Annotated in this window: 27 protein-coding genes; 12 read left to right on the plus strand and 15 right to left on the minus strand. The window is 71.8% G+C overall.

Features of this window, described 5'->3' with window-relative positions:
- Nucleotide 1: 1 nt before the first annotated feature.
- Both BM424_RS04370 and BM424_RS04375 read right to left on the minus strand, forming a co-directional pair.
- Nucleotides 2-322, minus strand: a complete 321-nt coding sequence (locus tag BM424_RS04370; RefSeq protein WP_093413834.1) for a hypothetical protein — start codon at nt 320-322, stop codon at nt 2-4.
- Complete coding sequence (locus BM424_RS04375; protein ID WP_093413835.1) at nt 319-756, minus strand: YbaB/EbfC family nucleoid-associated protein; 438 nt, start codon at nt 754-756, stop codon at nt 319-321. Before BM424_RS04375 ends, BM424_RS04370 begins: the two co-directional genes overlap by 4 nt.
- Nucleotides 757-922: 166 nt before the next feature.
- Here BM424_RS04375 and BM424_RS04380 point away from each other — a divergent pair, with 166 nt between their 5' ends.
- Nucleotides 923-1369 (plus strand): MaoC family dehydratase, encoded by a 447-nt coding sequence (locus BM424_RS04380; RefSeq protein ID WP_093413837.1) that lies wholly within the window; start codon nt 923-925, stop codon nt 1367-1369.
- 48 nt (nt 1370-1417) lie between these two features.
- Here the strand turns inward: BM424_RS04380 and BM424_RS04385 are convergent, their stop codons facing one another.
- The 3 genes from BM424_RS04385 to BM424_RS04395 all read right to left on the minus strand — a co-directional run bounded on the left by BM424_RS04385 (nt 1418) and on the right by BM424_RS04395 (nt 3766).
- Nucleotides 1418-2365, minus strand: a complete 948-nt coding sequence (locus tag BM424_RS04385) for a hydroxymethylglutaryl-CoA lyase (RefSeq protein WP_093413838.1) — start codon at nt 2363-2365, stop codon at nt 1418-1420.
- Entirely contained in the window at nt 2366-2872 is a 507-nt protein-coding gene (locus BM424_RS04390; protein WP_093413840.1) for a PH domain-containing protein, read from the minus strand.
- A 66-nt stretch (nt 2873-2938) separates the two neighbouring features.
- Nucleotides 2939-3766 (minus strand): biotin--[acetyl-CoA-carboxylase] ligase, encoded by an 828-nt coding sequence (locus BM424_RS04395; RefSeq protein WP_093413841.1) that lies wholly within the window; start codon nt 3764-3766, stop codon nt 2939-2941.
- Nucleotides 3767-3817: 51 nt separating this feature from the next.
- Between BM424_RS04395 and BM424_RS04400 the strand changes: the two genes are divergently transcribed.
- The 8 genes from BM424_RS04400 (at nt 3818) to BM424_RS04430 (ending at nt 9495) form a co-directional block, all read left to right on the plus strand.
- On the plus strand, nt 3818-4444 hold the full coding sequence (locus BM424_RS04400) for a nucleoside triphosphate pyrophosphatase (RefSeq protein WP_093413843.1): 627 nt from the start codon (nt 3818-3820) through the stop codon (nt 4442-4444).
- 238 nt (nt 4445-4682) lie between these two features.
- The gene (locus BM424_RS29860) at nt 4683-4763 is read left to right on the plus strand and encodes a putative leader peptide (protein WP_425441976.1); all 81 of its coding nucleotides are present in this window, start codon (nt 4683-4685) and stop codon (nt 4761-4763) included.
- A 133-nt stretch (nt 4764-4896) separates the two neighbouring features.
- A complete protein-coding gene (locus BM424_RS04405; RefSeq protein WP_093413844.1) occupies nt 4897-6228 on the plus strand; it encodes a dicarboxylate/amino acid:cation symporter in 1332 nt (443 codons plus the stop codon).
- A gap of 78 nt (nt 6229-6306) precedes the next feature.
- On the plus strand, nt 6307-6687 hold the full coding sequence (locus BM424_RS04410; RefSeq protein ID WP_245775596.1) for a DUF1707 SHOCT-like domain-containing protein: 381 nt from the start codon (nt 6307-6309) through the stop codon (nt 6685-6687).
- Nucleotides 6688-6731: 44 nt separating this feature from the next.
- Nucleotides 6732-7397 carry a DUF3558 domain-containing protein gene (locus tag BM424_RS04415; protein WP_093413846.1) on the plus strand — a complete coding sequence of 222 codons (666 nt, stop codon included), beginning with the start codon at nt 6732-6734 and terminating at the stop codon, nt 7395-7397.
- A gap of 122 nt (nt 7398-7519) precedes the next feature.
- A complete protein-coding gene (locus BM424_RS04420) occupies nt 7520-7870 on the plus strand; it encodes a hypothetical protein (protein ID WP_093413847.1) in 351 nt (116 codons plus the stop codon).
- 3 nt (nt 7871-7873) lie between these two features.
- Nucleotides 7874-8704, plus strand: a complete 831-nt coding sequence (locus tag BM424_RS04425) for a PPE domain-containing protein (protein WP_093413849.1) — start codon at nt 7874-7876, stop codon at nt 8702-8704.
- Nucleotides 8701-9495, plus strand: a complete 795-nt coding sequence (locus BM424_RS04430; RefSeq protein ID WP_093413851.1) for an ESX secretion-associated protein EspG — start codon at nt 8701-8703, stop codon at nt 9493-9495. Before BM424_RS04425 ends, BM424_RS04430 begins: the two co-directional genes overlap by 4 nt.
- A gap of 19 nt (nt 9496-9514) precedes the next feature.
- On the opposite strand, the gene glpD is transcribed toward BM424_RS04430, so the two are convergent.
- Nucleotides 9515-11257 (minus strand): glycerol-3-phosphate dehydrogenase, encoded by a 1743-nt coding sequence (gene glpD, locus BM424_RS04435; protein WP_093413852.1) that lies wholly within the window; start codon nt 11255-11257, stop codon nt 9515-9517.
- 93 nt (nt 11258-11350) lie between these two features.
- Nucleotides 11351-12178: a DeoR/GlpR family DNA-binding transcription regulator gene (locus tag BM424_RS04440; RefSeq protein WP_093413854.1), complete on the minus strand. Its 828-nt coding sequence runs from the start codon at nt 12176-12178 to the stop codon at nt 11351-11353.
- Nucleotides 12179-12565: 387 nt separating this feature from the next.
- Here BM424_RS04440 and BM424_RS04445 point away from each other — a divergent pair, with 387 nt between their 5' ends.
- Nucleotides 12566-13315: an MIP/aquaporin family protein gene (locus tag BM424_RS04445; RefSeq protein WP_093413855.1), complete on the plus strand. Its 750-nt coding sequence runs from the start codon at nt 12566-12568 to the stop codon at nt 13313-13315.
- Between the two features lie 22 nt (nt 13316-13337).
- Complete coding sequence (glpK, locus tag BM424_RS04450; protein WP_093413857.1) at nt 13338-14840, plus strand: glycerol kinase GlpK; 1503 nt, start codon at nt 13338-13340, stop codon at nt 14838-14840.
- Nucleotides 14841-15183: 343 nt separating this feature from the next.
- Here glpK and BM424_RS04455 read toward each other — a convergent pair whose 3' ends face one another.
- Complete coding sequence (locus BM424_RS04455) at nt 15184-15576, minus strand: thiol-disulfide oxidoreductase DCC family protein (protein ID WP_093413859.1); 393 nt, start codon at nt 15574-15576, stop codon at nt 15184-15186.
- Nucleotides 15577-15625: 49 nt separating this feature from the next.
- Nucleotides 15626-17029 (minus strand): NAD(P)H-quinone dehydrogenase, encoded by a 1404-nt coding sequence (locus BM424_RS04460; protein ID WP_093413860.1) that lies wholly within the window; start codon nt 17027-17029, stop codon nt 15626-15628.
- Nucleotides 17030-17303: 274 nt separating this feature from the next.
- On the opposite strand from BM424_RS04460, the gene BM424_RS04465 reads away from it, so the two are divergent.
- Nucleotides 17304-17774, plus strand: coding sequence for a gamma-glutamylcyclotransferase family protein (locus BM424_RS04465; protein ID WP_093413862.1), 471 nt, complete (start codon nt 17304-17306; stop codon nt 17772-17774).
- Here the strand turns inward: BM424_RS04465 and BM424_RS04470 are convergent.
- The 6 genes from BM424_RS04470 to BM424_RS04495 all read right to left on the minus strand — a co-directional run bounded on the left by BM424_RS04470 (nt 17771) and on the right by BM424_RS04495 (nt 23912).
- On the minus strand, nt 17771-19102 hold the full coding sequence (locus tag BM424_RS04470; protein WP_093413863.1) for an FGGY-family carbohydrate kinase: 1332 nt from the start codon (nt 19100-19102) through the stop codon (nt 17771-17773). The two genes, BM424_RS04465 and BM424_RS04470, sit on opposite strands and share 4 nt — an antisense overlap.
- Complete coding sequence (locus BM424_RS04475) at nt 19099-19779, minus strand: HAD family hydrolase (RefSeq protein WP_093413865.1); 681 nt, start codon at nt 19777-19779, stop codon at nt 19099-19101. Before BM424_RS04475 ends, BM424_RS04470 begins: the two co-directional genes overlap by 4 nt.
- Before the next feature lie 112 nt (nt 19780-19891).
- Nucleotides 19892-20542 carry a hypothetical protein gene (locus BM424_RS04480; protein WP_245775597.1) on the minus strand — a complete coding sequence of 217 codons (651 nt, stop codon included), beginning with the start codon at nt 20540-20542 and terminating at the stop codon, nt 19892-19894.
- A gap of 70 nt (nt 20543-20612) precedes the next feature.
- Entirely contained in the window at nt 20613-21851 is a 1239-nt protein-coding gene (locus BM424_RS04485; protein ID WP_093414657.1) for an amidohydrolase, read from the minus strand.
- Between the two features lie 131 nt (nt 21852-21982).
- Nucleotides 21983-23242: a M20 family metallopeptidase gene (locus BM424_RS04490; protein ID WP_093413866.1), complete on the minus strand. Its 1260-nt coding sequence runs from the start codon at nt 23240-23242 to the stop codon at nt 21983-21985.
- A gap of 397 nt (nt 23243-23639) precedes the next feature.
- Complete coding sequence (locus BM424_RS04495) at nt 23640-23912, minus strand: hypothetical protein (protein ID WP_093413868.1); 273 nt, start codon at nt 23910-23912, stop codon at nt 23640-23642.
- Nucleotides 23913-24052 lie beyond the last annotated feature (140 nt).

A 24052-nucleotide genomic window follows, 5' to 3' on the forward strand; every position in this document is an offset into this window, starting at 1 on the left:
CTCACCCCTCCCCGGCGAGGCGACGCAGCGCGTCGGCCTGGTCGGCGTCGGTGCGGCGCGTGGTGTCGGCGGTGGCGGTGAGCTTCCCACCGAGCTCGGAGAGCCTGCGGGGCAGTTCGTCGGCGGCGGCCAGGGCGGCGTCGGCCTGCGGCCGGTGGGCGGCGTCGAAGCGCTGCCCGAACTCGTCGTCGCCCCAGCAGGCGCCGGTGTCGTCGACGGCCCGCCGGAGGGCATCGGCGATGCGACGCGCCCGTCCGGCGAGGTCGTCGAACTCGCCGCCGGACTGAGCGAGCCGATCGACGTCGCTGCGGAAACCGCTCATCGTCCCGTCCGTCCCTGCAACCAGCTGGTGTCCGAGAAGTCCTCGTCCTCGGGTTCGTCGCCGCCGGGGCGCGTTTCGTTGCGCGGCACCGGTTCCGGCGCGGGCCCGAGCAGCAGCTCCGGGTCGGTTCCGGCGGGCAGCACCTCGGTGAGCACGGCGGCGGTGCGCTGGGCGGCGGTGCGGGCGGCTTCGGCGCTGAGCCGGACGACGGTGGCGGCGAGCTCGGCGGGACGCATCCGCTGAGTGACGTCGTCGGCGAGGAGGAGTTCGCGCAGCGCGCCCTGCGGGCCGACCACGACCCGCACCCGGCCGTCGGCGCTGGCGGCGGTGGCGGTGACGGCGGCGAGGTCGCGCCGGGTGTCGTCGAGGCGTTCGCGGCTGCGCCGGTAGTCGGCGATCAGCTCCTCGGCCCGAGCCCTGTGGTCGGTCGGCACCGCTTCACCTCCCTGACGGCGGTGGTCGAGGTGTTCGATGGTTCCACGCGAGGGCCCGGTTTTCACCAACCTGGCGCGCATCCGCCCCGGGAATCGCCGGTCACCGCCGACCCCTGTGAGGACCCTCTCACCGCGGGGCGCGGCCGGTACCTGCGACGATGTCGGCATGGCCACCATCGCGTACGAGGACCTGACGCCGGGGCGGGTGTTCGATCTGGGCAAGACCGCGATCGACCGCGAGGAGATGCTGGCGTTCAACGCCCGCTTCGACCCGCAGCCGTTCCACCTCGACGAGGAGGCCGGCCGCAACTCGGTGCTGGGCGGACTGTGCGCGTCCGGTTGGTTCACCGCCTCGCTGTGGATGCGCGCCTACGTCGACCACGTGCTGGGCGATTCGACGTCGCAGGGCTCGCCGGGCGGCAACGAGCTGACCTGGCTGGCGCCGGTGTTCCCGGGCGACGTGCTGCACTTCGGCATGGAGGTGACCGGCCAGCGCCGCTCCCGCAGCAAGCCGAACCTGGGCCTGGTGGAGATCACCGGCACCGCCGACCGCGACGGTGACCGGGTGCTCCGCTTCAGCTTCGTCGGCATGTTCGGAACGCGGGAGAGCTGAAGGGTTCGTGGTCCGGCCGCTCGGCGGTCAAGACCACAGCAGCAGTTCTCAGCCGAGCGCTTTCACCACTGCGGAAGGGCTTGGGCGGCCGAGCTTCTCGGCCATCCAGCGGCTGGTATCCACCAGTGACTCCAGGTTGACGCCGTGAGCGATGCCGAGACCTTCGAGCATCCAAACCAGGTCCTCGGTGGCGAGGTTGCCGGTCGCGGACTTGGCGTAGGGGCAGCCGCCGAGCCCGCCCGCCGACGAGTCCACGGTGGACACTCCGTGGCGGAGCGCGGTGTGGGTGTTGGCCAGGGCCTGGCCGTAGGTGTCGTGGAAGTGCACCGCCAGCCGGTCGACGCCGACGCCGGCCGCGACGAACGCGCGCAGCAGCGCCTCCACGTGGCCGGGCGTGGCCACGCCGATCGTGTCGCCGAGGGAGAGCTGGAAGCAGCCCATCTCCAGCAGCCGCTTGCCCGCGGCCACGACCTGCTCGACCGGGACCGGCCCCTCCCACGGGTCGCCGAAGCACATCGACAGGTAGCCGCGCACCGCGATGCCCTCGCCGACCGCGCGGGACACCACCGGCTCGAACATGCCGAACTGGCCGTCCAGATCGCTGTTGAGGTTGCGCTGCGCGAACGTCTCGGTGGCCGAGGCGAAGATCGCGATGTCGCGCACCTGCGCCTCCAGCGCGCGGTCCAGCCCGCGCTCGTTGGGCACCAGCACGGGGTAGCGGGCGCCGGGGGCCGGGTCGAGCTCGGCGATCAGTTCGGTGGCGTCGGCCAGCTGCGGGACCCACTTCGGGTGGACGAAGCTGGTCGCCTCCAGCACGACGAGACCGGCGTCGGCCAGCCGCCGCAGGAACTCCAGCTTCACCTCGAGCGGGACGATCTCCTTCTCGTTCTGCAGGCCGTCGCGGGCGCCGACCTCCCAGATCGTCACCTCGGCGGGCAGCGACGCCGGTTCCGGCGCGGCGACCGGCATCGGCAAGCCCAGTTCACGTGATCCCATTCAGCCCTCCTGCGGCCGGTGTTGCGCCCCGTCCCCCACCTCGCCGTAGAGCAGCGTCTGCACCTGCTCGACCTGGGGGATGTCGTCGAATTCCAGCGGCTCGTCCGAGGCCGACTCCACCACCAGCGTGCCGCAGCCGAACAGCCGATCCACCAGACCGCGGCGGCAGCGCACCGAGTTGATCCGCCACATCGGGATGTCGATCCCGGAACGGGTGAACACGCCCTCGCGGACCATCAACCGGTGCGTGGTGATCACGAAGTGGGTGGTCCGCCAGCGCAGCAGCGGGGCCAGGGTGAACCAGACGATCAGCAGCAGACCGACCACGCCGAGCGCGCTCCAGACCGGCAGCCGCCAGTCGGTCGTCGCCACCAGCGCGGCGAGGTAGGAAGCGCCTCCGACCACGACGAACAGCACCAGCACCGGGCCGAGCAGCATCTTCCAGTGCGGGTGCTTGTGCACCACGACGTTCTCGTCGTCGCCCAGCAGGCCGTCCGGGTAGGACACGGTTCCCCTTCCTCGTTTCGGGTCTGGGAATTCACGTTACCGGCCCGATCTGAACGCGGAGAGCCTTCAGCTCCGGCGGACGTGCACCACGTCGCCCGCCGACACCGCGGTGGTCCGGCCGGTGTCGGCGCGGACCACGAGCCTGCCGCTGTCGTCGACGTCGACGGCCTCGCCGATCAGGTCCTCCTCGCCGAGCTCCACCCGGACGCGTTGCCCGAGGGTCCGGCAGAGCCGCCGGTAGCGGGTGAGCAGCCCGGTGGCCACGACGTCGCCGCCGGCGTCCCGCCACCGGCCCTCGACCTCGGCGAGCGCGTCGAGCAGGGCGATCGCGAACTCCGCGCGATCCACCTCGGCGCCCTCGGCGGCCAGCGAGGTGGCGGGCAGACCGCCCGCGCCGGTGGGCAGCTGGTCGCGCCGCTGCGCGAGGTTGACGCCCATGCCCAGCACGATCGCGATGCCGTCGGGACCGGCGACCGCCTCGGAGAGGATCCCGGCGCCCTTGAGCCATTCCTCGCCGGAGCCCAGCAGCAGGTCGTTGGGCCACTTCAGACCGGCCGGGACGCCACTGGTGCGCTCGACGGTCTCGGCGAGGGCGACGCCGGCGATCAGCGGCATCCACGCCACCGCCGACGGCGGGACGCCGGGGCGCAGCAGCACGCTGACGAACAGCCCGGAGCCGCGCGGAGAGAGCCATTGCCGCTGCAGCCTGCCGCGCCCGGCGCTCTGCTCCTCGGCGATCAGCACCGTCCGGTCGGCGGCGCTGCGGGCGGCGGCCTCGGACAGGTCGGAGTTGGTGGAGCCGGTCACGGCCACCACGTCCAGGGCGGCGTACGGGCCGTCGTCGACCAGTCGCCGCCTCAGCAGATCACCGTCCAGCAGAACCTCATCGCTCACCCGCTCAGCCTAGGCGCCGGGCTCGCCGGATCGGGTTCTAGCATCGGGCCCGTGCGTTTCGTGCTCGCTTCCGCCTCGCCCGCCCGCCTGTCCGTGCTCCGGTCGGCGGGGATCGACCCGCTGGTGAAGGTGTCGGGGGTGGACGAGGACGCGGTGACCGCGTCGCTGACCGACCCCGCGCCGGCCGAGCTGGTCACCGCCCTGGCGCAGGCCAAGGCCGAGGCGGTCGCCGCGGAGTCGCCGGTGGCCGAGGCGGTGATCGTCGGGTGCGACTCGATGCTGCTCAAGGCCGACGGCGAGATCGTCGGCAAGCCCGGCACGCCCGAGGTCGCCGCGAAGCGCTGGGCGCAGAACTCCGGCACCGAGGCCGAGCTGCTGACCGGGCACGCGATCCTGCGGGTGCGCGACGGCGAGGTCGTCGACCGCGCCTCCGGTCACCTGAGCACGACGGTGCGGTTCGGGACGCCGAGCGAGGCGGAGATCGAGGCGTACGTCGCCACCGGGGAGCCGCTGCACGTCGCGGGCGGGTTCACCCTGGAGGGCTTCGGGGGCTGGTTCATCGAGGGCGTCGACGGCGATCCCTCCAGCGTCCTGGGCATCAGCCTCCCCCTCACCCGGAAGCTCCTCGCCCGCCTCGACCTCTCCATCACGTCCTTCTGGACGCCGCCGAGCGCTTGACCCGTTGAGTTCGCTGCGTCACCAGGGGACAGTTTTAGCCATAATCACCCATGATCAATGTCCGTTTTGCCCGGACAATTATGACTAAAACTGTCCACTGGTGACCACCGACGACGCGCAAGGCGGCGTTCGGCTCGCACGTTCAACCCCACGCGGCGCCGACATCGGGGTGAACGTGGGCACATTTACCCCCTGATCGGGACTTAATCGCTCGATCGAGTGGTTATCTACTGTCGTTATGGGTGCCCTGCGACCGTTGATGCTGACCTCCCGCCTGCACGTCGATCTTCGACGGCAGGCCAGCTGCGTCTGTCGCTGACCTCCTCCGGCCGGAGCTGACGCCCCCGCCGCTCATCCCGGGGCGGCTCCGCCGATCACCCGCGGCCATCCGCCGCTCCCCGGCGCCTACCCGCGCCCTCCGCATCAACCCTTCACGTCTTCAGGAGACCCCTGTGTCCTCTACCGCTGCGCGGACGCGCCTGCGCTTCAACCCGAAGCTGTTCGCCGTCGCCGTGCTCGCTTCGCTGGTGCTCGGTGCGCTGCTCGGCTGGATCGCCAAGCAGACCGGCGCGGAGTGGCTGGTCACGACGCTGGACACGATCGGATCGACGTTCACCAAGCTGCTCAGCTTCACCGTCCTGCCGCTGATCTTCACCGCGATCGTGGTGGGCATCAACAGCCTCCGCGGGCTCGGCGGTGGCCGCACCGCCGCCCGGCTGGGCGGCAAGACGGCGCTGTGGTTCGCCATCACCTCGCTGATCGCGGTGGTGATCGGCCTGGTCGTCGGCGGCCTGTTCCAGCCCGGCCGCGGCCTGGTCATCGAACCCGATCCGGCCAAGCTGCAGGCCATCGGCGAGAAGACGCACGGCTCCTGGCTCGACCTGCTCAACGGCCTGGTCCCGGAGAACCTGATCAGCGCCTTCGCCGACGGCGAGACGCTGCAGGTCGTGTTCGTGTCGCTGATCATCGGCGCCGCCACCTACAGCCTCGGCGACAAGGCCAAGCCGTTCGTCGACTTCAACAAGGCCGCCTTCGAGGTCATCCAGCGCGTGCTGGGCTGGATCATCCGGCTCGCCCCGATCGGCACCCTCGGTCTCATCGGCAACGCGGTGGCCACCTACGGCAACGAGTTCTTCGTGCCGCTGGTGAAGCTGATCGGCTCGACCTACGTGGCCTGCCTGCTGGTGCTGTTCGCGGTGTACCCGCTGCTGCTGGCGCTGGTGGCCCGGGTCAGCCCGGTGCGCTTCTTCGCCAAGGCGTGGACGGTCCTGCAGTTCGCGTTCGTCTCCCGCTCCTCGGGCGCGACGCTGCCGATGACCCGGCAGGCCGCGCAGAACCTCGGCGTGCCGTCGTCCTACGCCAACTTCGCGGTGCCGCTGGCCAGCACGACCAAGATGGACGGTTGCGCGGCGATCTACCCGGCCGTGGGCTCGATGTTCATCGCGAACCTCTTCGGCATCCACCTCGGCCCGGTGCAGTACCTGACGATCATCGCCGTCGCGGTGTTCGGCTCCATCGCCACCGCGGGCGTGACCGGCTGGTTCACCATGCTGACCCTGACCGTCGGCGCGCTGGGCTTCCCGCCCGAGGTGGTGGCCACCGGCATCGCGATCGCCTACGCGGTCGACCCGATCATGGACATGATGCGCACCGCCACCAACGTCGCGGGCCAGGTCGTCGTGCCGGTCGTGGTGGCCCGCAGCGAGAACGTCCTCGACGACGAGGTGCTGGCCGCGCCCAGCGCCCCGCCGCTGCTGGAGAGCCGCGAACCGGCGACGGTCTGACCCGCTGCGCGGCCCGGTGCGCCACCGCACCGGGCCGCGGCACTCCTTCGAGGGACGCCCGATCCGTAGGATGGGCGCGTGGACAGCGGCCGGTCGGGAAAAGACCTGCGCATCGGTGACCCCGAGCGCGAGCGGGCCATGCGGCTGCTCGGCGAGCACTTCTCCGCCGGGCGCCTGGAGCTCGCCGAGTACGACGAGCGGTGCAGGCAGGCGTCGGCCGCGCGCTTCGGTTCCGAGCTCGACGTCCTCTTCGACGACCTGCCCGGCCCCCGCCCGGTCGAGACCTCCCCCGCGCGCAACGGCGTCCCGACACGCCCCGGCCCGTCGGCGGGCGCGGTCGCGCTGACCGTCGGCGCGATCGCCGCCGGCATCGCGCTGGTGTTGGTGGCGCGGCAGATCGGCGTGCTGCTGCTGATCCCGATCGTGGCGATCATCTGGTTCACCTGGCGCCGTCGATGACGACCTGCCGTCACCGGCGACCACGTTTCGTTACGGTGAGGGCCATGCACAGCTCGCGGTTCTCCGGGGCGCGACGACTCGGAGCGTTGCTCGGCCTCGGCGCGCTCACGCTCACCGGGTGCGGCATGTGGCAGTCGGCCCCCACGGCCGGCACCGCGCCGCCCCCGCCACCCCCTCCCGCTCCGACGACGAGCGCCCCGCCGTCGCTGCCGCCGCGGCCGTTCGACCTGGCGCTCGACGGCGTCGACCCGTGCGTCCTGCTCACCGCCGACCAGCGCAACCAGCTCGGCTTCGACCGCGAACCGCTGCCGGACTCCGACGCCGGCTTCGGCAACGCGGCCACCTGCAGCTACCGCAACACCACCGCGAAGGTCGGCGCCCGGCTGGCGCTGATCACCACCGAGGGCATGGGGGTGTGGACCGACGACACCGCGCAGGTGGAGGCCTCCCCGGTGCTGGTGGCGGCCTTCCCCGCGCTGGTGATCAAGACCCCGGGCCTGGACCTGTCCTGCAACGTGGCGGTCGACGTCGCCGACGGCCAGCACCTCGACGTGCTCTACCGCGACGACGGCGGGCAGCCACCGCCGCCGGTCGACCAGCTCTGCGCGGGTGCGCAGCGGGTCGCCGAGGAGGCGGTGCGCACGCTGGCGAACCCACCGGCCTCCACGTCGGACTCCCGGGCCCCGGTGCAGCAGGAATCCACCCCCTGACGGGGTGACACTCCCCGCGTTTGGCGGACTCCACAGGGTGATGGATCGCGGATACAGTGTCCGGCGGACGTTCACCCGGGGGCGCAGGAAGGTCGCGGCCCCGGTCTGCGGGAGGGGACACGGTGCCGTTGACCGAGCCGTACGGCGCGGGATCCGGTGGTTCGATGGAGGTCGAGCCCAGCGCGATCCCGCGTCTCGTCAACTCGTTGCAGGAGTCCCTGGACGCGGTCGGGTTGCAGATCGAGCACGCCATCACCGAGCTCCGCATCCGCCCGTGGGCCGGGGACCCGGTCAGCGCCGACGCCGCCGAGCTGTTCAACGAGCGCTCGGTGGGCGGAGGTGAGGACGCGCTGACCGCGCTGTGCGGGTACCGGGACCAGTTGCAGGCCGCGGCCGAGTCGCTGCAGAAGGCGGGCCGCGAGTACGAGCGGATCGACCAGGACAGCGCGGCCGGTCTGGGCGGGGGCTGCTGATCGATGGGCGACCACCGCTGGCAGGGCTACCGGCACGCCGAGCTGTACGCGCAGATCAACGAGGGCCCGGGGGCGCACGGATCGACCGACAGCATTCGCCGCTGGAGCGAGCTGACCCGCGCGCTCGGTGAGATCGACGGCGGTCTGGCGGCCGCGACGGCCGCGGCCCGCAGCGGGTGGCGGGGTCACGCCGCCGACAGCGCCGACTCGGGGCTGCGCCCGCTGGGCGAGTGGGCGCAGCTGGCGCAGCAGGCCAGCGCGGTGATGCGGGAGCGCGCCGAGCAGCAGGCGGAGTTCATCGCCAAGGCCCGCCGCGACATGCCACCGCCGGTGGCGGTGACCAGCGAGGAACCGGGTGCGGCGGTGTCGGCGCTGACGCACCTGTTCGGCGGGCAGACCGACTACGAGATCCAGGAGGCCGCGCAGCACGCCGCCGAGCAGCGGGCTTTCGACGTGATGCGCACCTACGAGGCCTCCACGCAGGCCAACACGACGTCGCTGGCGTCGTTCGCCCCGCCGCCGCAGGTCGTGGTGGACGCGCCCGCGGATGCTTCCGGCGGCTCGGGCGGGTCGTCGAAGGTGACGATCAGCTGGGGTCCGACCGCCGTGCCCACCTCCTCGACCTCCGGGCCTGCGCCGGGCAACACCGCCGGGGGCACGCGCTCCGCGACGCGTCCTTCCGGGAACGCGGCGAAGGCTACGGGCAAGCGCGGCAGGTCCCGCCGGGAGGAACCGGTCGAGCACGAGGTCACCGAGCGGCTCGGCGACGGCGGGTTCTTCGGCGAGCCGCAGACCGGGTCGCGCCCGGTGATCGGCGGCGAACCCGGGCGATGATCACCGCTGCGCCCGGCGACCGGCGGATCAGCCTGTCGGCGCTGGAATTCGACGTGCTCACCGAGCACCTCGGGATCGACGAGGTACCGCTGGTGCTCAAGGTCCCCTCGCCCGGCCGCACCCGCACCGAGCGGGCCGAACTCGTCGACTCCTCGTGGCGCGCGCTGTCGCGGCGCGGGCTGGTCGGCGGCGGGGTGGACGCGGAGCTGGAACGGATGCTGCGGGTGATCGCCGATCCGGGCCGCGAGGTCGACGGCCGCAGCTGGCTGGGCCGCAGCGTGCGGGTGCTGGCCGCCGCGGACCGCGACGGCGACGAGGCCGTGCTGGCGATCAAGGACGGCGACTTCCTGAGCTTCTCCCCGGCTTCGGCGGCCGGGCTGCCGCGCGCGGCGATCTCGCCGCTGCCGGAACTGCCCGCCGGGCCGGGACGTTCGGTGTCGGTGCCCAGCCGGGACCTCGACGACGCGGCCGCCGAGGTCGGTGATCAGGTCGAGGCGCTCCCCGCCGCGCTGCGGCGGCGCGGGGTCCGCGCCGACGACGCCGGGGCGCTGGCCGAGATGGTGGCCGGTGCCGCGGCCCAGGGCCAGTTCGGCGCGGCCGCCCGCGACCGGTCGGGCAGGCGCGGCAGGGCCGAGCGCGTCGTCGGGTTCTTCGACACCGCGCTCGGCCGCTACGTGCAGACGCGCACCACCTCGCCGTCCGGCGAGGCGTGGAGCACGATCGCCCCGGTCGACACCCGCCGCCTGATCGGCCTCGTCGAGCAGCTGCTCGACGAGATCACCGACCCCTGACGGGTGCCGGAACCGGTTCTCAGACCACGGGTTCCACGAGGCTGGTCCGGGCCTCCGGGGCCGCCGAGCGCTTGGCGTCGGCCGCCTGGTCGCTGGGCTCGGTCTGCGAGGCGCGCTCGGCCTCGACCCGCTGGGTGTAGACCGCGACCTCGCGGGTGATGGTGTCCTCGTCCCAGCCGAGCACACCTCCCATCAGCCGGGCCACCGCGTCGGCGCAGTCGACTCCCCGGTGCGGGTACTCGATGGAGATCCGGGTGCGCCGGGTGAGCACGTCCTCCAGGTGCAGCGCGCCCTCGTGGCTGCACGCGTAGACGATCTCGGACTGCAGGTAGTTCGGCGCGGCCGGGACCGGCTTGAGCAGTTCGGCGTTGTCGTCGGCGGTGGCCAGCACGGCGTGGATCTCCGAGCCGTAGCGGTCCAGCAGGTGCCGGATCCGGTACGGGTGCAGGCCGTGCGCGCCGGCGAGCTGATCGGCCTGGTTGACCAGCGCGTGGTAGCCGTCGGCGCCGAGCAGCGGCACCTGGTCGGTGATCGACGAGGCCATCCGGCCGGGGATGTCGGGCGAGACGGCGTCGACGGCGTCGGCGGCCATGACCCGGTAGGTCGTGTACTTGCCGCCCGCGATGGCCACCAGGCCCGGGGCGACCCGCGCGACCGCGTGCTCGCGGGAGAGCTTCGAGCTCTCCTCGCTCTCCCCGGCCAGCAGCGGGCGGAGCCCGGCGTAGACGCCTTCGATGTCGTCGTGCGTCAGCGGTGTGGCCAGCACGGTGTTGACGTGCTCGAGCAGGTAGTCGATGTCGGCCTTGGTCGCCGACGGGTGCGCCAGGTCGAGGTGCCAGTCGGTGTCGGTGGTGCCGATGATCCAGTGGTTGCCCCACGGGATGACGAACAGCACCGACTTCTCGGTCCGCAGGATCATGCCGGTCTCGGCGACGATCCGGTCGCGCGGGACGACGATGTGCACGCCCTTGCTGGCGCGCACCCGGAAGCGGCCGCGGCCGCCGGAGAGCTTCTGCAGCTCGTCGGTCCACACCCCGGTCGCGTTGATCACCGCGTGGGCGCGGATCTCGACCTCCTCGGAGGTCTCGACGTCGCGCACCTTGACCCCGGCGATCCGGTCGGCCTCCCGCAGGAACCCAGTGACCTGCGTGGAGGTCATCACGACCGCGCCGTAGCGGGCCGCGGTGCGCGCGACGGTCATGGTGTGGCGGGCGTCGTCGGCCTGCGCGTCGTAGTAGCGGATGCCGCCGATCATGGCGTTGCGCTTGAGCGCGGGCACCATGCGCAGCGCGCCGGCGCGGCTGAGGTGCTTCTGCCCGGGAACGGAGCGGGCGCCGCCCATCGTGTCGTACATCAGCAGGCCGGCCGCCGTGTACGGGCGCTCCCAGAAGCGGCGGGTCAGCGGGTACAGGAACGGCACCGGCTTGACCAGGTGCGGGGCGATGCGGGTGAGCATCAGCTCGCGTTCCCGCAGGGCCTCGCGGACCAGGGAGAACTCCAGCTGTTCGAGGTAGCGCAGGCCGCCGTGAAACAGCTTGCTGGAGCGGCTGGAGGTTCCGGCCGCGAGGTCGCGGGCCTCCACCAGCGCGACCCGCAGTCCCCGGGTCGCCGCGTCCAGCGCCGCGCCGGCGCCGGTGACGCCGCCGCCGATCACCACGACGTCGAACTCCTGGGAGCCCAGGCGCTTCCAGTTCTCGGCGCGCTCGGTGGGTCCCAACGTGCCTTCGAGCCGGTTTCCCGCTTCCGTCTTATCCTTGGACACCGCGTCCTCCTAGCGTTGTTCGCGTCCCACCGTTGTCACCCCACCGCCGACGCGGAACCGCCACCTGAGCCAGGCGGCGCACCTCGGTGGTCATCATGCCCGACCTGCACGGTCCGTGCCGGGTGCAGCACGGCCCGCGACCGGCGCCTGCTCGACGAGGGCGCCGCGCTCGCGCAGCACCTCGATCTGGGACTCGGGGGTCTTCGAGTCCACGATGACGATGTCGAAGTCCTCGACGGGCGCGACCGCGTGCAGCGCGCGCCGGTGGAACTTCGTGTGGTCGACGTAGAGCACGGTGCGCTGCGCCGCGGCCAGCATGGCCTTCTTGATCTGCACCATCTCCTGCTGCGGGTAGCAGCCGACGCCGTCGGTGACCGCCGAGACCGACATGATCGCCAGGTCGACCCGCAGGTTGCGCAGCGAATCCAGCGCCATGCCACCGACGAACGCGTCCGCCCACGGCAGGTAGTCGCCGCCGACGCAGATCAGGCTGATGCCGGGGGCCGAGGCGAGCTCGTCGAAGACGCCGCGGTGGTTGGTGACCACGGTCAGCGGCGCGCGCTCGGGCAGCAGCCGCGCCAGGTGGACGCCGGTCGTGGAGTCGTCGAGCACCAGCGCCTGGCCGGGTTCGATGAGTTCGGCTGCGGCGCGGGCGAGTTCGTCCTTCTCGGCCTGGTTCTGCTGCAGCCGGTATTCCGAAGCCGCTTCGTAGAGCAGGGACGAGGCGGCCGAGACGTTGCCGCGGTTGCGGTGCACCAGGCCTTGCGATTCCAGGTCGGCGAGGTCGCGGTACACGGTCATGGCGCTGGCGCCGATGGTCGCGACCAGGTCGTCGATGCGCAGGGTGCCCTCCGCCATCACCAGCTCGGTGATCTTGCGGCGCCTGTCCTGCTGCTTGCCGGACGGTCGTCGGCCGGACATGGTGACTCCTCGTTCCGGGTGGCCGCTACCTTCGTCGCTCACCGTACATCTCGATAAAAACACCATCTCGACCGGTCTGCAACGCTTCTTTTCACACGCTTGTTGTGATTAAGGTGTCGATCGGTAGCCGGGTCGATCGTCGATCCCCCGCTGCCGGACGACGGCGTCCCCCAGCTCCGCGCGTCCGGCACCGCGGGCACCGCCGCGCGCTCCGCGCTACCGCCGAGCGAGCCGCGGATTAGTCGTTCCAGCCGAATGCCCTGCGCACGACTGGCGGCACTGATGGACACGTGTTGCCATGCGGCAGTACCGTCCCGACTCGCTCCACGTCGGACAGACACCGAACACCCGCCCGTGCCAACGGCGGCATTACGAGGGGAACGGAGAATGACCAGTCTTGGCGAGGTATTCCTCTGGGAGCTGCTCGGGACGGCAGTGCTGACCCTGATGGGTTGCGGCGTCGTCGCGAACGTGACGCTGAGCAAGAGCCTCGGCGTCGGAGGCGGCTGGCTGCTGGTGAACTTCGGCTGGGGCTTCGCGGTTTTCGCCGGGGCCAGCATCGCCGAACCTTCCGGGGCGCACATCAACCCCGCGGTCACCATCGGCATGGCGATCTACGGGGAGATCCCGTGGTCGCAGGTCCCGGTCTACTTCATCGCGCAGATCATCGGCGGCACCTTGGGCGCGGTCCTGTGCTGGGCCGCCTACAAGCTGCAGTTCGACACCACCGAGGCCCCGGCCGACACGCGGGGCATCTTCTGCACCGGCCCCACCGTGCCGAACGCGCCGTGGAACCTGGTCACCGAGATCATCGGCACCTTCGTGCTGGTCTTCTGGATCATCACCAACCCGCCGGCCACCCCGGGCGACGGCGGTGTGCCGGACTTCGGCAACGCCGCGCTGGGCTACGCCGCGGTGGCCTTCATCGTCATCGGCATCGGCAACTCGCTCGGCGGGCCGACCGGCTACGCCATCAACCCCGCTCGCGACCTGGGCCCGCGCATCGCCTACGCGATCCTGCCCATCCGCGGCAAGGGTTCGCCGGAGTGGGGCTACTCGTGGATCCCGATCGTCGGCCCGATGGTCGGCGGCGCGCTGGCGGCGCTGTTCGCGCTCGCCCTGCCCATCAGCAGCTGAAACACCAAGGAAGGTTTGAACAATGGCCTCGTACGTCGCCGCCATTGACCAGGGGACCACGTCGACGCGGTGCATGATCTTCGATCGCTCCGGCAGGGTGGTCGCGGTCAACCAGAAGGAGCACCGGCAGATCTTCCCCAAGGCCGGGTGGGTCGAGCACGACCCGATGGAGATCTGGAACAACGTCCGCCAGGTGTGCGCGGGCGCGCTCGCCAAGGCCGACCTGGTCTCCTCCGACATCGCCGCCTGCGGCATCACCAACCAGCGCGAGACGACGGTGGTGTGGGAGAAGGACACCGGCAAGCCGGTGTACAACGCCATCGTCTGGCAGGACACCCGCACCGACGAGATCGTCAGCGAGCTCGGCGCCACCGAGGGGCAGAACCGCTTCCAGGCCAAGACCGGTCTGCCGCTGGCGACCTACTTCTCCGGTCCGAAGGTGAAGTGGCTGCTGGACAACGTCGAGGGAGTCCGGGAGCGCGCCGAGAAGGGCGAGCTGCTGTTCGGCAACATGGACACCTGGGTGCTGTGGAACTGCACCGGTGGCCCGGACGGCGGACTGCACGTCACCGACCCGACCAACGCCTCGCGCACGCTGCTGATGGACCTGGAGACGCTGCAGTGGGATCCGGACATCTGCGCCGAGCTCGGCGTGCCGATGTCGATGCTGCCGGAGATCCGCTCGTCGTCGGAGGTCTACGGGCAGTTCCGCGAGCGCGGCGTGTTCGCGGGCATCCCCATCGCCGGCATCCTCGGCGACCAGCAGGCGGCCACCTTCGGCCAGGCCTGCCTGTCGCCCGGTGAGGCCAAGAACACCTACGGCACCGGCAACTTCGTGCTGCTCAACACCGGCACCGAGCGGGTCATCAGCCAGAACGGCCTGCTCACCACGGTCGGCTACAAGATCGGCGACAACGACACGGTCTACTGCCTGGAGGGCTCGATCGCGGTCACCGGTTCGCTGGTGCAGTGGTTGCGCGACAACCTCGGCATGATCGGCAGCGCGCCGGAGATCGAGCAGGTCGCCAGCAGCGTGGAGGACAACGGCGGCGCGTACTTCGTGCCCGCGTTCTCCGGCCTGTTCGCCCCGCACTGGCGCTCCGACGCCCGCGGCGCGATCGTCGGCCTCACCCGGTTCGTCAACCGCGGCCACCTGGCCCGCGCGGTCCTGGAGGCCACGGCGTTCCAGACCCGCGAGGTCATCGAGGCCATGAACGCCGACTCGGGTGTTCCGCTGAAGTCGCTGAAGGTCGACGGCGGCATGGTGGTCAACGAGCTGCTGATGCAGTTCCAGGCCGACATCCTCGGCGTCCCGGTGATCCGCCCGGTGGTCAACGAGACCACCGCTCTCGGCGCCGCCTACGCCGCGGGCCTCGCGGTCGGCTTCTGGGAGAGCGAAGCGGACATCCGCAGCAACTGGGCCAAGGACAAGCAGTGGGACCCCTCGATGACCGAGGAGGTCCGCGAGTCCCAGTACGCCAACTGGCAGAAGGCGGTCACCAAGACCTTCAACTGGATCGACTGACCTCGGTGTCCTTTGGTGGGGGGAGGTTTTCATGAAAACCTCCCCCACCACCGTCTTCACACCCTCGACGCAGTTTTCATGAAAACTGTGCTCCCACCCGCAGTGGCTCGGACCCCCACCAAGTCTCTGACCAGGGATGATGTCTGTGGTGGGGAAGTTTTCATGAAAACTTCCCCACCCCACGTTTCCGTGGTCCCAGTGCAGTTTTCATGAAAACTGTGCCTTGATCGAGGGGGCTGGTGGGGAGTTCGTCCCCCCGGGGTGGGGGAGGTTTTCATGAAAACTGTGGGGTCTTTTGTCCTTGTTCCCTCGTGGTGTGGGTTTGGGGTCGTGTTCGGAGGGGTTAGGTGGGGGTTCCGGGGCGTTGGTCTGGTGGGAGTTGGCAGGCCGGGGTGGTGCCGGGGAGGCGATGGCGGTTGTCGGCGATCCAGCGGTAGGTGCGGGCGGCGATCACGCGGATGAGCGGGGCCGCGGCGAGGTGGCCCAGGAGCGGCCAGGGGGCTCGGGCGGCCTTGAGGAGTTCGGCGATCGCGGCCGCGCCGCCGGAGACCTCGCCGGCGGTGTCGACCCAGAGGACCTCGTGGCGGGCCCTCGTCTCCGTGGTTCCCAGCGCCGCGAGGTCCGCTTCCTGCCAGGGCTGGACGCGCATGCGGACCGGGAGGCGGACGGCGAGGCGGACGCTGCGGGTGCAGAATCCGCAATCGCCGTCGTAGATCAGGACCGGCCGTTCGGGCATGGGCCCATCCTCCTCCGCAGAGGTCCCCGCGTCAGTCCAGGTCCCCGCGTCAGTCCAAGTCGTCGTGGCGCATGAGCAGGCGGCCGGCTTCGGTCAGGGAACCCGACAGGGACGGGTAGACCGAGAAGGTGTTGGCCAGGTTGTCCACCGTAACCTGGTTCTGGACCGCGAGCGCGATCGGCAGGATCAGCTCGCTGGCGTTCGGCGAGACCACCACGCCGCCGACGACCACACCGGTCTGCGGGCGGCAGAAGACCTTGAGGAAACCGCGCCGCAACCCTTCCATCTTGGCGCGCGGGTTGGTCGCCAGCGGCATCATCACCGTCCGGGCCGGGACCTCGCCGCTGTCGATGGCCTGCTGGCTGATGCCCACCGTGGCGATCTCGGGGTGGGTGAACACGTTCGCGGCCACGGTCTTGAGCTTGATCGGCGCGACGCCCTCACCCAGCGCGTGCCACATCGCGATGCGGCCCTGCATCCCGGCGACCGAGGCGAGCAGCAGCAGGCCGGTGCAGTCACCGGCGGCGTAGATGCCGGGTGCCCCGGTCCGCGAGACCCGGTCGACCTCGACGTAGCCGCCCCGGCCGGGCTCGATGCCGACCTTGTCCAGACCGATGTCGCTGGTGTTGGGCACCGACCCGACGGTCATCAGCGCGTGGCTGGCCTCGACCGTGCGACCGTCGGCCAGGTGGATGATCACGCCCTTGTCGGTGCGCTCCACCGACTCGGCGCGGGCGTGCTTGACGACCTCGGTGCCGCGCTCGGCGAAGACCTCCTCCAGCACGGCGGCGGCGTCGGCGTCCTCGTGCGGCAGCACGCGGTCGCGGGAGGAGATCATGGTGACCTTCACGCCCATCTCGGTGTAGGCGGAGGCGAACTCCACACCGGTGACACCCGAACCGATGACGGCCAGGTGCTCGGGCAGGTCCGGCAGGTCGAAGAGCTGGCGCCAGGTCAGGATCCGCTCACCGTCGGGCTCGGCACCCGGCAGGATGCGGGGCGTGGCGCCGGTGGCGATCAGCACGACGTCGGCGGTGAGCTCCTCGAAGGTGCCGTCGGCGCGGTCGACGCCGATCTGGTGCACCGCCATGCCCGGGGTCGGGTCGGTGAAGCGAGCACGACCCGGGATGATCTTGACGCCTTCGCGGCGGACCCGGGAGCGGATGTCGGCGGACTGCGCCAGCGCCAGGCCCTTGACCCGGCCGTGCACCACGGCGACGTCCACGTCGGCTTCCTCCGACGGGGTGCGGATGCCCAGCTCCTCGGCGTCGCGGAAGGACGACCGGGCGCCGGCGGAGGCGATGAAGGTCTTCGAGGGCACGCAGTCGTAGAGCACGCAGGCGCCGCCCAGGCCCTCCGGTTCGACCAGTGTGACGTCCGCTCCGTTGGAAGCGGCGACCAATGCCGCCTCGTAGCCCGCCGGGCCGCCTCCCATGATCACGATGCGGGTCACTTCGCGCTCCTCCTGAGTCCATCCGGCCGAGGGGCACCCGTTGCCGAGTGGGCGCCCAGCTCACGGTACGCCGCGAGGACTCCGGTCAAACCGGGTGGTACCGCCCGGATCGGTGATCGTGGCGAACGCCACTCCGACGATCGAACACCGCGCGTGATCATCACCGGTGCGCAGGACCGACCGCGCCCCGGACGGGCGGGACCTGAGCGGGAAAACCGAATCCGTGCCGTGGTCCGGTCCGCTTTTCCGCCACCGGATCGCTACCCTGTGAGGCGTGCCTCTGTACGCCGCGTACGGATCCAACATGGATCCGGCCCAGATGTTGAAGCGCGCCCCGCATTCCCCGCTGGCGGGAAGCGGCTGGTTGATGGACTGGCGGCTGACCTTCGGCGGCGAGGACTACGGCTGGGAAGGCGCCCTCGCGACGATCGTCGAGCAGCCCGGTTCGCAGGTCTTCACGGTGCTCTACGACGTGAGCCCGGAAGACGAGAAGAACCTGGACAACTGGGAGGGCGCCGAGCTCGGGATGCACAAGAAGCTGCGGCTGATGGTGCAGACCCTCGACGGTCCCGTGCTGGCGTGGCTCTACGTGCTCGACGCCTACGAGGGCGGTCTGCCCTCGGCCCGCTACCTCGGCGTCATGGCCGACGCGGCCGAAGCCGCGGGCGCCCCCGAGGACTACGTCGAGAAGCTCCGCAAGCGCCCCTGCCACAACGTCGGCCCGGGTTCCCCTCGGGAGCTCTAGAGCCAGCCGCGGGCGCGGAGTTCGGCCGCGAACCGGTGGTGGGCCTCGTCCAGGCGGTCCACTTCGGCCGGGTCGGGTTCGACGAGCTCACCGGGCGGAACCATCGCGTCCGCCGCCGCGCTCAGGTCCGGGTGGACCGAGCCCGTGGCCGCCAGCAGCGCGGCACCCAGAGCGGTTCCGGCGCCGCGCACCCGCAGCACCGGCCGGTCCAGGACCGAGGCGCGGATCCGGCACCAGGCCGCGCTGCGGGCTCCGCCGCCCGCCGTGCGCACGGGTCCTTCGGCGACCGCGCCCAGAGCGGCGAGCCGTTCCAGCGCGAGGCGTTCGCAGAACGCGATGCCCTCCAGGCGCGAGCGGTGCTCGTCGACGCGGTCCTGCGGCGTGCCGATCCGGAACTCCTCGGCGTCGGGTGCGGCGAACGGGAAGCGCTCGCCGCGCCCGCGAAGCGGGTAGTGCAGCGCGCTCGCCGGTCCGCGTTCCAGCGCCGCGGCGTCCAGGCCGGGCAGCTCCCGGGGGTCCACATCGGACAGCGCGGAGCCGCCGATGTTGGCGGCCCCGCCGGGCAGCCACCTGCCTTCGGGGTGCAGGTGGCTGTAGACCACGCCCGCGGGATCGCGCACGAGTTTCTCGGACACGCCCTTGAGCACCAGCGTCGTGCCCAGCACGGTCACGAACCGGCCCGGGTCGACCGCGCCGGTGGCCAGCTGTCCCGCGCAGCCGTCGGTCATCCCGGCGCGCACCTCGCAGCCCACCGGCAGCCCGGTGAGCGCGGCGGCCTCGCGCCCCACCCGGCCGAGCACGGCGGTGGGGCGCACGACCTGCGGCAGCAGCGCCACCGGGGCCTCAGCCGACCACTCCCCCGCGACGGGGTCGTAGCCGCTCTTGAGGGCGTGGCTGGTGTCGGTGGCGACGGGAAGCCCGACCAGCGCGCCGGCGATCACCTCGGGCGTGTGGCAGATCCGCTCCGCGCCCGCCGGGAGGTGCTTCGCCAGCCACGGCACTCGCGCCCGCCGGTCGTCGTACATCAGGGCCGGGCCGACCGGGTCGCCCCGGCCGTCGACGGCCACGACGGTGCCGGAGGTCGCCGAGATCGCCAGCGCGGTGATCTCCCGGCTGCGCGCGCCCAGGCTCGCGGTGCACTCGGCCAGGCAGTCGCGGGCGGCGGGCCACCAGGTGCGGGCGTTCTGCTCCGAGCGCCCGTCCGGCGAGCGCACCGGGGCCGGAAGGGGCCGCGAGGCCTCGGCGAGCGGGGCACCGCGCGGGTCGTGGACCTGCACCCGGACGGCGGCCGTCGCCACGTCGATCCCGGCGACGAGTTCGCCGGTCATGACGCCAGCTTCTCCAGCGCGGCCGGGAGTTCGGCCAGCGAGCGCACCGCGACGTCCGGTTCGGCGAGCTGGTCGGGCGTGGGCGCCGGTGGCGCTTCACCGCGCAGCACCCACACCGTGCGCAGGCCGACGCGCTGGGCGCCGCGGACGTCGGTGTCGAGCCGGTTGCCGACGTGCACCGCGCGGGACGCGGGGACCCCGGCCTCGTCCAGGGCGTGCTGGAAGATCCGCGGGTCGGGCTTCTCCGCGCCGACGGTCTCCGAGATCGCCCAGACGTCGACGTGCTCGGCGACGCCGTCGCGGCGCAGCGCGTCGACGACGACCGCGCGCTGATTGGCCACCACCGCGATCCGGTGGTGCTCGCGGATCCGGCGCAGCGCGGGCAGCACGTCGTCGTGCAGCGCTTCGGGCGGGTACTCCCAGTACCGCTCGGCCCGGGCGGAGAGGTCGGCGCGATCGTGCGAGACGAGGAAGCGCCGCGCCATCGCGGTGCGCAGCGAACCGCCCTGGGCCTGCCTGCGCTCGTCGTAGAGGCGCAGGAAGTCCTCCTCGGCGACCTCGCGCCCGTCTTCGGCGGCGAGCTCGCGGGTGGCGCGCAGCAGGGCGTCGCGATAGGCCGCGTCGTCGTAGACGGGGCCGCCGACGTCGAGCAGCACGAGGTCGATCGGTTCCGGCACGTCCGGTCCTTCCGCTCGCGGTCCACCGGGACCGGGATGGCACCTTCCACGGTCAAAATAACATCGGCGTCGATGTATTTAACAGCATCGCGTGTGATATCTACCAGCGCGTTCACCGCATGACCCCCGCGACGGACGGGCGCACCCACGCGAGCTCCAGCAGCGCGTACGCCTTCCGCGTTCCGCGCCGGTCGCGGCGCCGCGTCAGCCGCTCGCCGACCAGCGCGCGGAAGTGCTCGGCGCTGGAACCGAGCCGGGACAGCGCGCGCTCCAGGCAGTCCAGGGCGCGGCGCTGCGGACCCGTGCACAGCACGTCGGCCAGCGCCACGTCCAGCGCCTGGACGCGCAGCCCGTCGAGCTCGATGACGTCGGTCTCGCGGAGCCAGGCGTGGTGCACCACCAGCTCGTCCCGCGACCGCATGTCGCGGTCGTAGGGCACGGTCACGTGCACGGCGTGCTCGACCGGGCCGCAGCCGTGCATGGCCACGGCGGTCGGCCCGGACAGCACCGCCTGGTCACCGGCGCGCAGCAGCGCGGCGGCGGCCCGGGCTCTCGGGTCGTCACCGAGAGCGGCGGGCAGCACGACCCCGGCGAACGGCTCGACCCAGGCTCCGGCGGCCAGGGCCTCGGCGAGCTCGTCCGGGCCGAGCAGCCGCTCGGCCTCGTCGCGCGGCAGCGCACCGTGCCGGGACGGACCGGAGGTGTCCGGGCCGGAGTTGTCGGGAGCGGGCAGGAACTGCGGGCGGTCGATATAGGTCCTCATGCCCATACAGAGGCGCGAACCCCGCCCACAGATACACCCCGGCCCGGATACACCTCGATCAGGCGAAGTTTCAGCCGTGCAGCGCCTGCAGCGCGGTGTGGACCATCGTGCGGACGCCGACCAGCAGCGCGCGCTCGTCGAGGGTGAACGTCGGCTGGTGCAGGTCCTTGATCCGCCCGCTGCCCGGGTGCACGCCCAGGCGCGCGAACGAGCCGGGCACGTGCTCCAGGTACCAGCCGAAGTCCTCGCCGCCGGACGACTGCGGGGTGTCGGCCTGGGCCTGCTCGCCGAGCGCGGCGGTGATCCCGGCGCGCATCAGCTCGGTGCTCTCCGGCTCGTTGACCACCGGCGGGACGCCGCGGCGGTGCTGCAGGTCGAAGCCGACGCCCAGCGACGCGAGCAGCCCCTGCACGAGCTCGTGGACCAGCGGTTCCAGCTTCGCCCAGGTGTCCCGGTCGGCGGTGCGCAGCGTGCCGGTGAGCACGCCGTCCTGCGGGATCGCGTTGGGCGCCTCGCCCGCGTGCACCGCGCCCCAGGTCAGCACGGTCCCGGTGCGCGGGTCGACGCGGCGGGACAGCAGCGTGGGCAGGCCGGTGATGACGGTGCCCAGGGCGTGCACCAGGTCGGCGGTCAGGTGCGGCCGCGAGGTGTGCCCGCCGGGCGAGGTGAGCCGCAGTTCGAGCAGGTCGCTGGCGGAGGTGATGGGGCCGACGCGGGTGCCGACGCTGCCCGCGGGCAGGCGCGGGTCGCAGTGCAGCCCGAAGATCCGGTCGACGTCGTCGAGCCTGCCGTCGGCGAGCACGTCCAGCGCGCCACCGGGCATGACCTCCTCGGCCGGCTGGAAGATCATCCGCACCCGGCCGGGGAAATCGCGGTGGCCGGCCAGGGCGGTCGCGGCGCCGAGCGCGACGGCGGTGTGCGCGTCGTGGCCGCAGGAGTGCGCGGCACCGTCCACTGTGGAGGAGTACGGCAGGCCGGTCGCCTCGGTCAGCGGCAGCGCGTCGATGTCGGCGCGCAGCGCGACCGTCGGGCCGGGCGAGGAACCCTCGATGTCGCAGGTCAGGCCGGTGCCGATGGACAGCACGCGGGGCGCGAGGCCGGCGCGGGTGAGCTGGTCGGCGAGGAACGCGGTGGTGCGGTGCTCGGCGCGGGAGAGCTCCGGGTGGGCGTGCAGGTGGCGGCGCCAGGCGACGACCCGGTGCGCGTGCGCACCGAGCCAGGCGTCCAGCCAGCCGGGTCCGCGGCCCGCACCGAGGTCGGGCACGACGGAATCCACACTGGATTCGAAGCGGGAATCCACGTCCGCCATCGTGCTTTCGGTCGCGCCGATCGGCTCGTCAGCCACCAGCGTCGCCGGTGCTCCGGTCCGCTCCTCGACCACAGCCGAACCTTCGCGGTTCGGGAACTGGCCCGGCTCCGGGCCACGAGAATCCACCACGGTCACGCCACGCCTCCCGACGTGCAGAAATGCTCGGTCGAACCATTCCGGGCGCGGTCGTCCACCCCGGCGAGCAGCCGCGCGCGCTGCGTGCCGTCGAGCCCGGCCGCCAGCGCGGTCCAGGCCATGGCCACCGCCCCGTCGAGGACCGCTCGGTCCGCCGAGGGCGTGGCGCAGGCGGCGGCGAACTCCGCCTGGTGGTTGACCGCGTCTCCGCATTCCACCGCGATCATCGGATGGATCGCGGGCAAGACCCGGGTCACGTTGCCCATGTCGGTGCTGCCGATGACCCGGCCTCGTTCAGTGCCCCGATCGAGCGGTTCACGCCCGAGATCGGTGATCGCGCGACGGTACTCCTCCGACAACCAGTGGTCGCAGGCGAGCTCCGCGTAGACCGGGGAGATCTGCACGATCTCGTGCGCACATCCGGTCGCCGTCGCACCCGCTTCGAAGCAGGCCCGGATGCGGTTCTCCAGGCGCTGCAGGGAGCGCGCTTCAGCAGCACGCAGGTTGTAGACCGCCGCGGTGCGCGCGGGCACGATGTTCGGCGCCGCACCACCCTCCGTGACGATACCGTGCACCATCTGCTGCGGCTCGAGGTGCTGCCGCAGCAGTCCGATGGCCACCTGCGCGACGGTGAGCGCGTCGGCGGCGTTGCGGCCCAGTTCGGGCGCCGCCGCGGCGTGCGCGGCGCGGCCGGTGTAGTGGACCTCGAGATCGGTGATGGCCAGCGAGCTGGGCAGGCAGACGTCCTCCGGCCCGGGGTGCACCATCAGCGCCAGCGCGACGTCGTCGAAGAGCCCGGCTTCGAGCATGAGGACCTTGCCGCCGCCGGTCTCCTCGGCGGGCGTGCCCAGCAGCCGCACGGTCAGCCCGGCCTCGTCGGCGACCTCGGCCAGCGCGAGCGCGGCTCCGACGGCGGCCGCGGCGATGACGTTGTGCCCGCAGGCGTGCCCGACCTGCGGCAGCGCGTCGTACTCGGCGCAGATGCCGACGACGAGGTCACCGCTGCCGCGCTCGGCGATCAGCGCGGTGTCGAGCCCGGCGACCGGGGTGCGGACGGTGAAGCCGCTCGCGGCGAGCAGATCGGCGACCTTGGCGGCGCTGCGGTGCTCGGCGAAGGCCGTCTCGGGCTCGGCGTGGATGCTGCGGGAGAGCCCGGTCAGCGCCGCCTCGTTCCGGCGCACGACGTCGCGGCAGCGGTCGCGGAGCGCGGCGGCGGAACCGGACGGGCCGGACTCTTCGGGCGGGGTGGTACGCATGTGCGTTCATCCTGCATCAGCCGGAACGGCGACGCGGGGCGAACACGCTTCGTGGAGACCACCGGTAGCCCTGCTGCGCCGAACGGGTGGCGGGACTTCAGCTGGGCAGAAAAAGGTGAATTCACCGTTATTCCGGGCGCGAGGTGAAATCCGCTGGTCAACCCGGACATTTCAGTCGCGGAACGGGAATGGGGTGTGGGCCGGCACCGGTCGGGGGGCTTCCCGGTGCCGACCCACGTCTTTGCGGGCTACTCACCCGAGAAGCGCACGGAATGCGTCCGCGCGCGATCCGGTGTGAAAATCCCACAGCTTCGCCGCCAGGTCTAGTCCATGACGGAAATTGATAGCAAAGAAAGCGCTAAAACCGACCCACTGGTCTAATTATTATTCGGATTCCCTACTTCTTCTTCTCGAAGAACAGCATCGGCTTCTTCCGGAGCTTGCGGGAAAGCAGCACGACCCCGATCAGCACCAGACCGGCGACCCCCATCGCGGTCCGCTGGTTGCGCTCGGCGTCGGTCTCGCGCTCCGGGGCGGGCGCCTCCGGCGTCGGCTGCTGAGCCACCACCGCGACCGGTGCCGCTTCCGCCGGAGCCTCCGCGGTCAGCGGCGTGAACAGCAGGGATAACGCGATCGCGACTCCTGCGAGCAGGCGGCCGATCCCCCACATGATGGCTCCACATCCTTCGCGTCGCGCCGGTGAACCGACACATCCGGGCCCTGCCGAAGCGACCCCATCGAGGGTCACTCGTTCCGGTCGGAGTCGATCATATCGAACGCGCGTCGCCAGTGGACGGGGTCGACTGCGCG

This window comes from Saccharopolyspora flava (genome assembly GCF_900116135.1).
GTDB lineage: Bacteria > Actinomycetota > Actinomycetes > Mycobacteriales > Pseudonocardiaceae > Saccharopolyspora > Saccharopolyspora flava.

Excerpts from the sequence above, each read along its gene's own strand:
- BM424_RS04480 (WP_245775597.1), bottom strand. The coding sequence starts at position 20,542 with ATGAGGACCTATATCGACCGCCCGCAGTTCCTGCCCGCTCCCGACAAC.
- BM424_RS04445 (WP_093413855.1), top strand. The coding sequence starts at position 12,566 with ATGACCAGTCTTGGCGAGGTATTCCTCTGGGAGCTGCTCGGGACGGCA.
- BM424_RS04495 (WP_093413868.1), bottom strand. The coding sequence starts at position 23,912 with ATGTGGGGGATCGGCCGCCTGCTCGCAGGAGTCGCGATCGCGTTATCC.
- BM424_RS04430 (WP_093413851.1), top strand. The coding sequence starts at position 8,701 with ATGATCACCGCTGCGCCCGGCGACCGGCGGATCAGCCTGTCGGCGCTG.
- BM424_RS04485 (WP_093414657.1), bottom strand. The coding sequence starts at position 21,851 with ATGGCGGACGTGGATTCCCGCTTCGAATCCAGTGTGGATTCCGTCGTG.
- glpK (WP_093413857.1), top strand. The coding sequence starts at position 13,338 with ATGGCCTCGTACGTCGCCGCCATTGACCAGGGGACCACGTCGACGCGG.
- BM424_RS04440 (WP_093413854.1), bottom strand. The coding sequence starts at position 12,178 with ATGTCCGGCCGACGACCGTCCGGCAAGCAGCAGGACAGGCGCCGCAAG.
- BM424_RS04415 (WP_093413846.1), top strand. The coding sequence starts at position 6,732 with ATGCACAGCTCGCGGTTCTCCGGGGCGCGACGACTCGGAGCGTTGCTC.
- BM424_RS29860 (WP_425441976.1), top strand. The coding sequence starts at position 4,683 with ATGGGTGCCCTGCGACCGTTGATGCTGACCTCCCGCCTGCACGTCGAT.
- BM424_RS04370 (WP_093413834.1), bottom strand. The coding sequence starts at position 322 with ATGAGCGGTTTCCGCAGCGACGTCGATCGGCTCGCTCAGTCCGGCGGC.
- BM424_RS04425 (WP_093413849.1), top strand. The coding sequence starts at position 7,874 with ATGGGCGACCACCGCTGGCAGGGCTACCGGCACGCCGAGCTGTACGCG.
- BM424_RS04490 (WP_093413866.1), bottom strand. The coding sequence starts at position 23,242 with ATGCGTACCACCCCGCCCGAAGAGTCCGGCCCGTCCGGTTCCGCCGCC.
- BM424_RS04470 (WP_093413863.1), bottom strand. The coding sequence starts at position 19,102 with ATGACCGGCGAACTCGTCGCCGGGATCGACGTGGCGACGGCCGCCGTC.
- BM424_RS04380 (WP_093413837.1), top strand. The coding sequence starts at position 923 with ATGGCCACCATCGCGTACGAGGACCTGACGCCGGGGCGGGTGTTCGAT.
- BM424_RS04385 (WP_093413838.1), bottom strand. The coding sequence starts at position 2,365 with ATGGGATCACGTGAACTGGGCTTGCCGATGCCGGTCGCCGCGCCGGAA.
- BM424_RS04455 (WP_093413859.1), bottom strand. The coding sequence starts at position 15,576 with ATGCCCGAACGGCCGGTCCTGATCTACGACGGCGATTGCGGATTCTGC.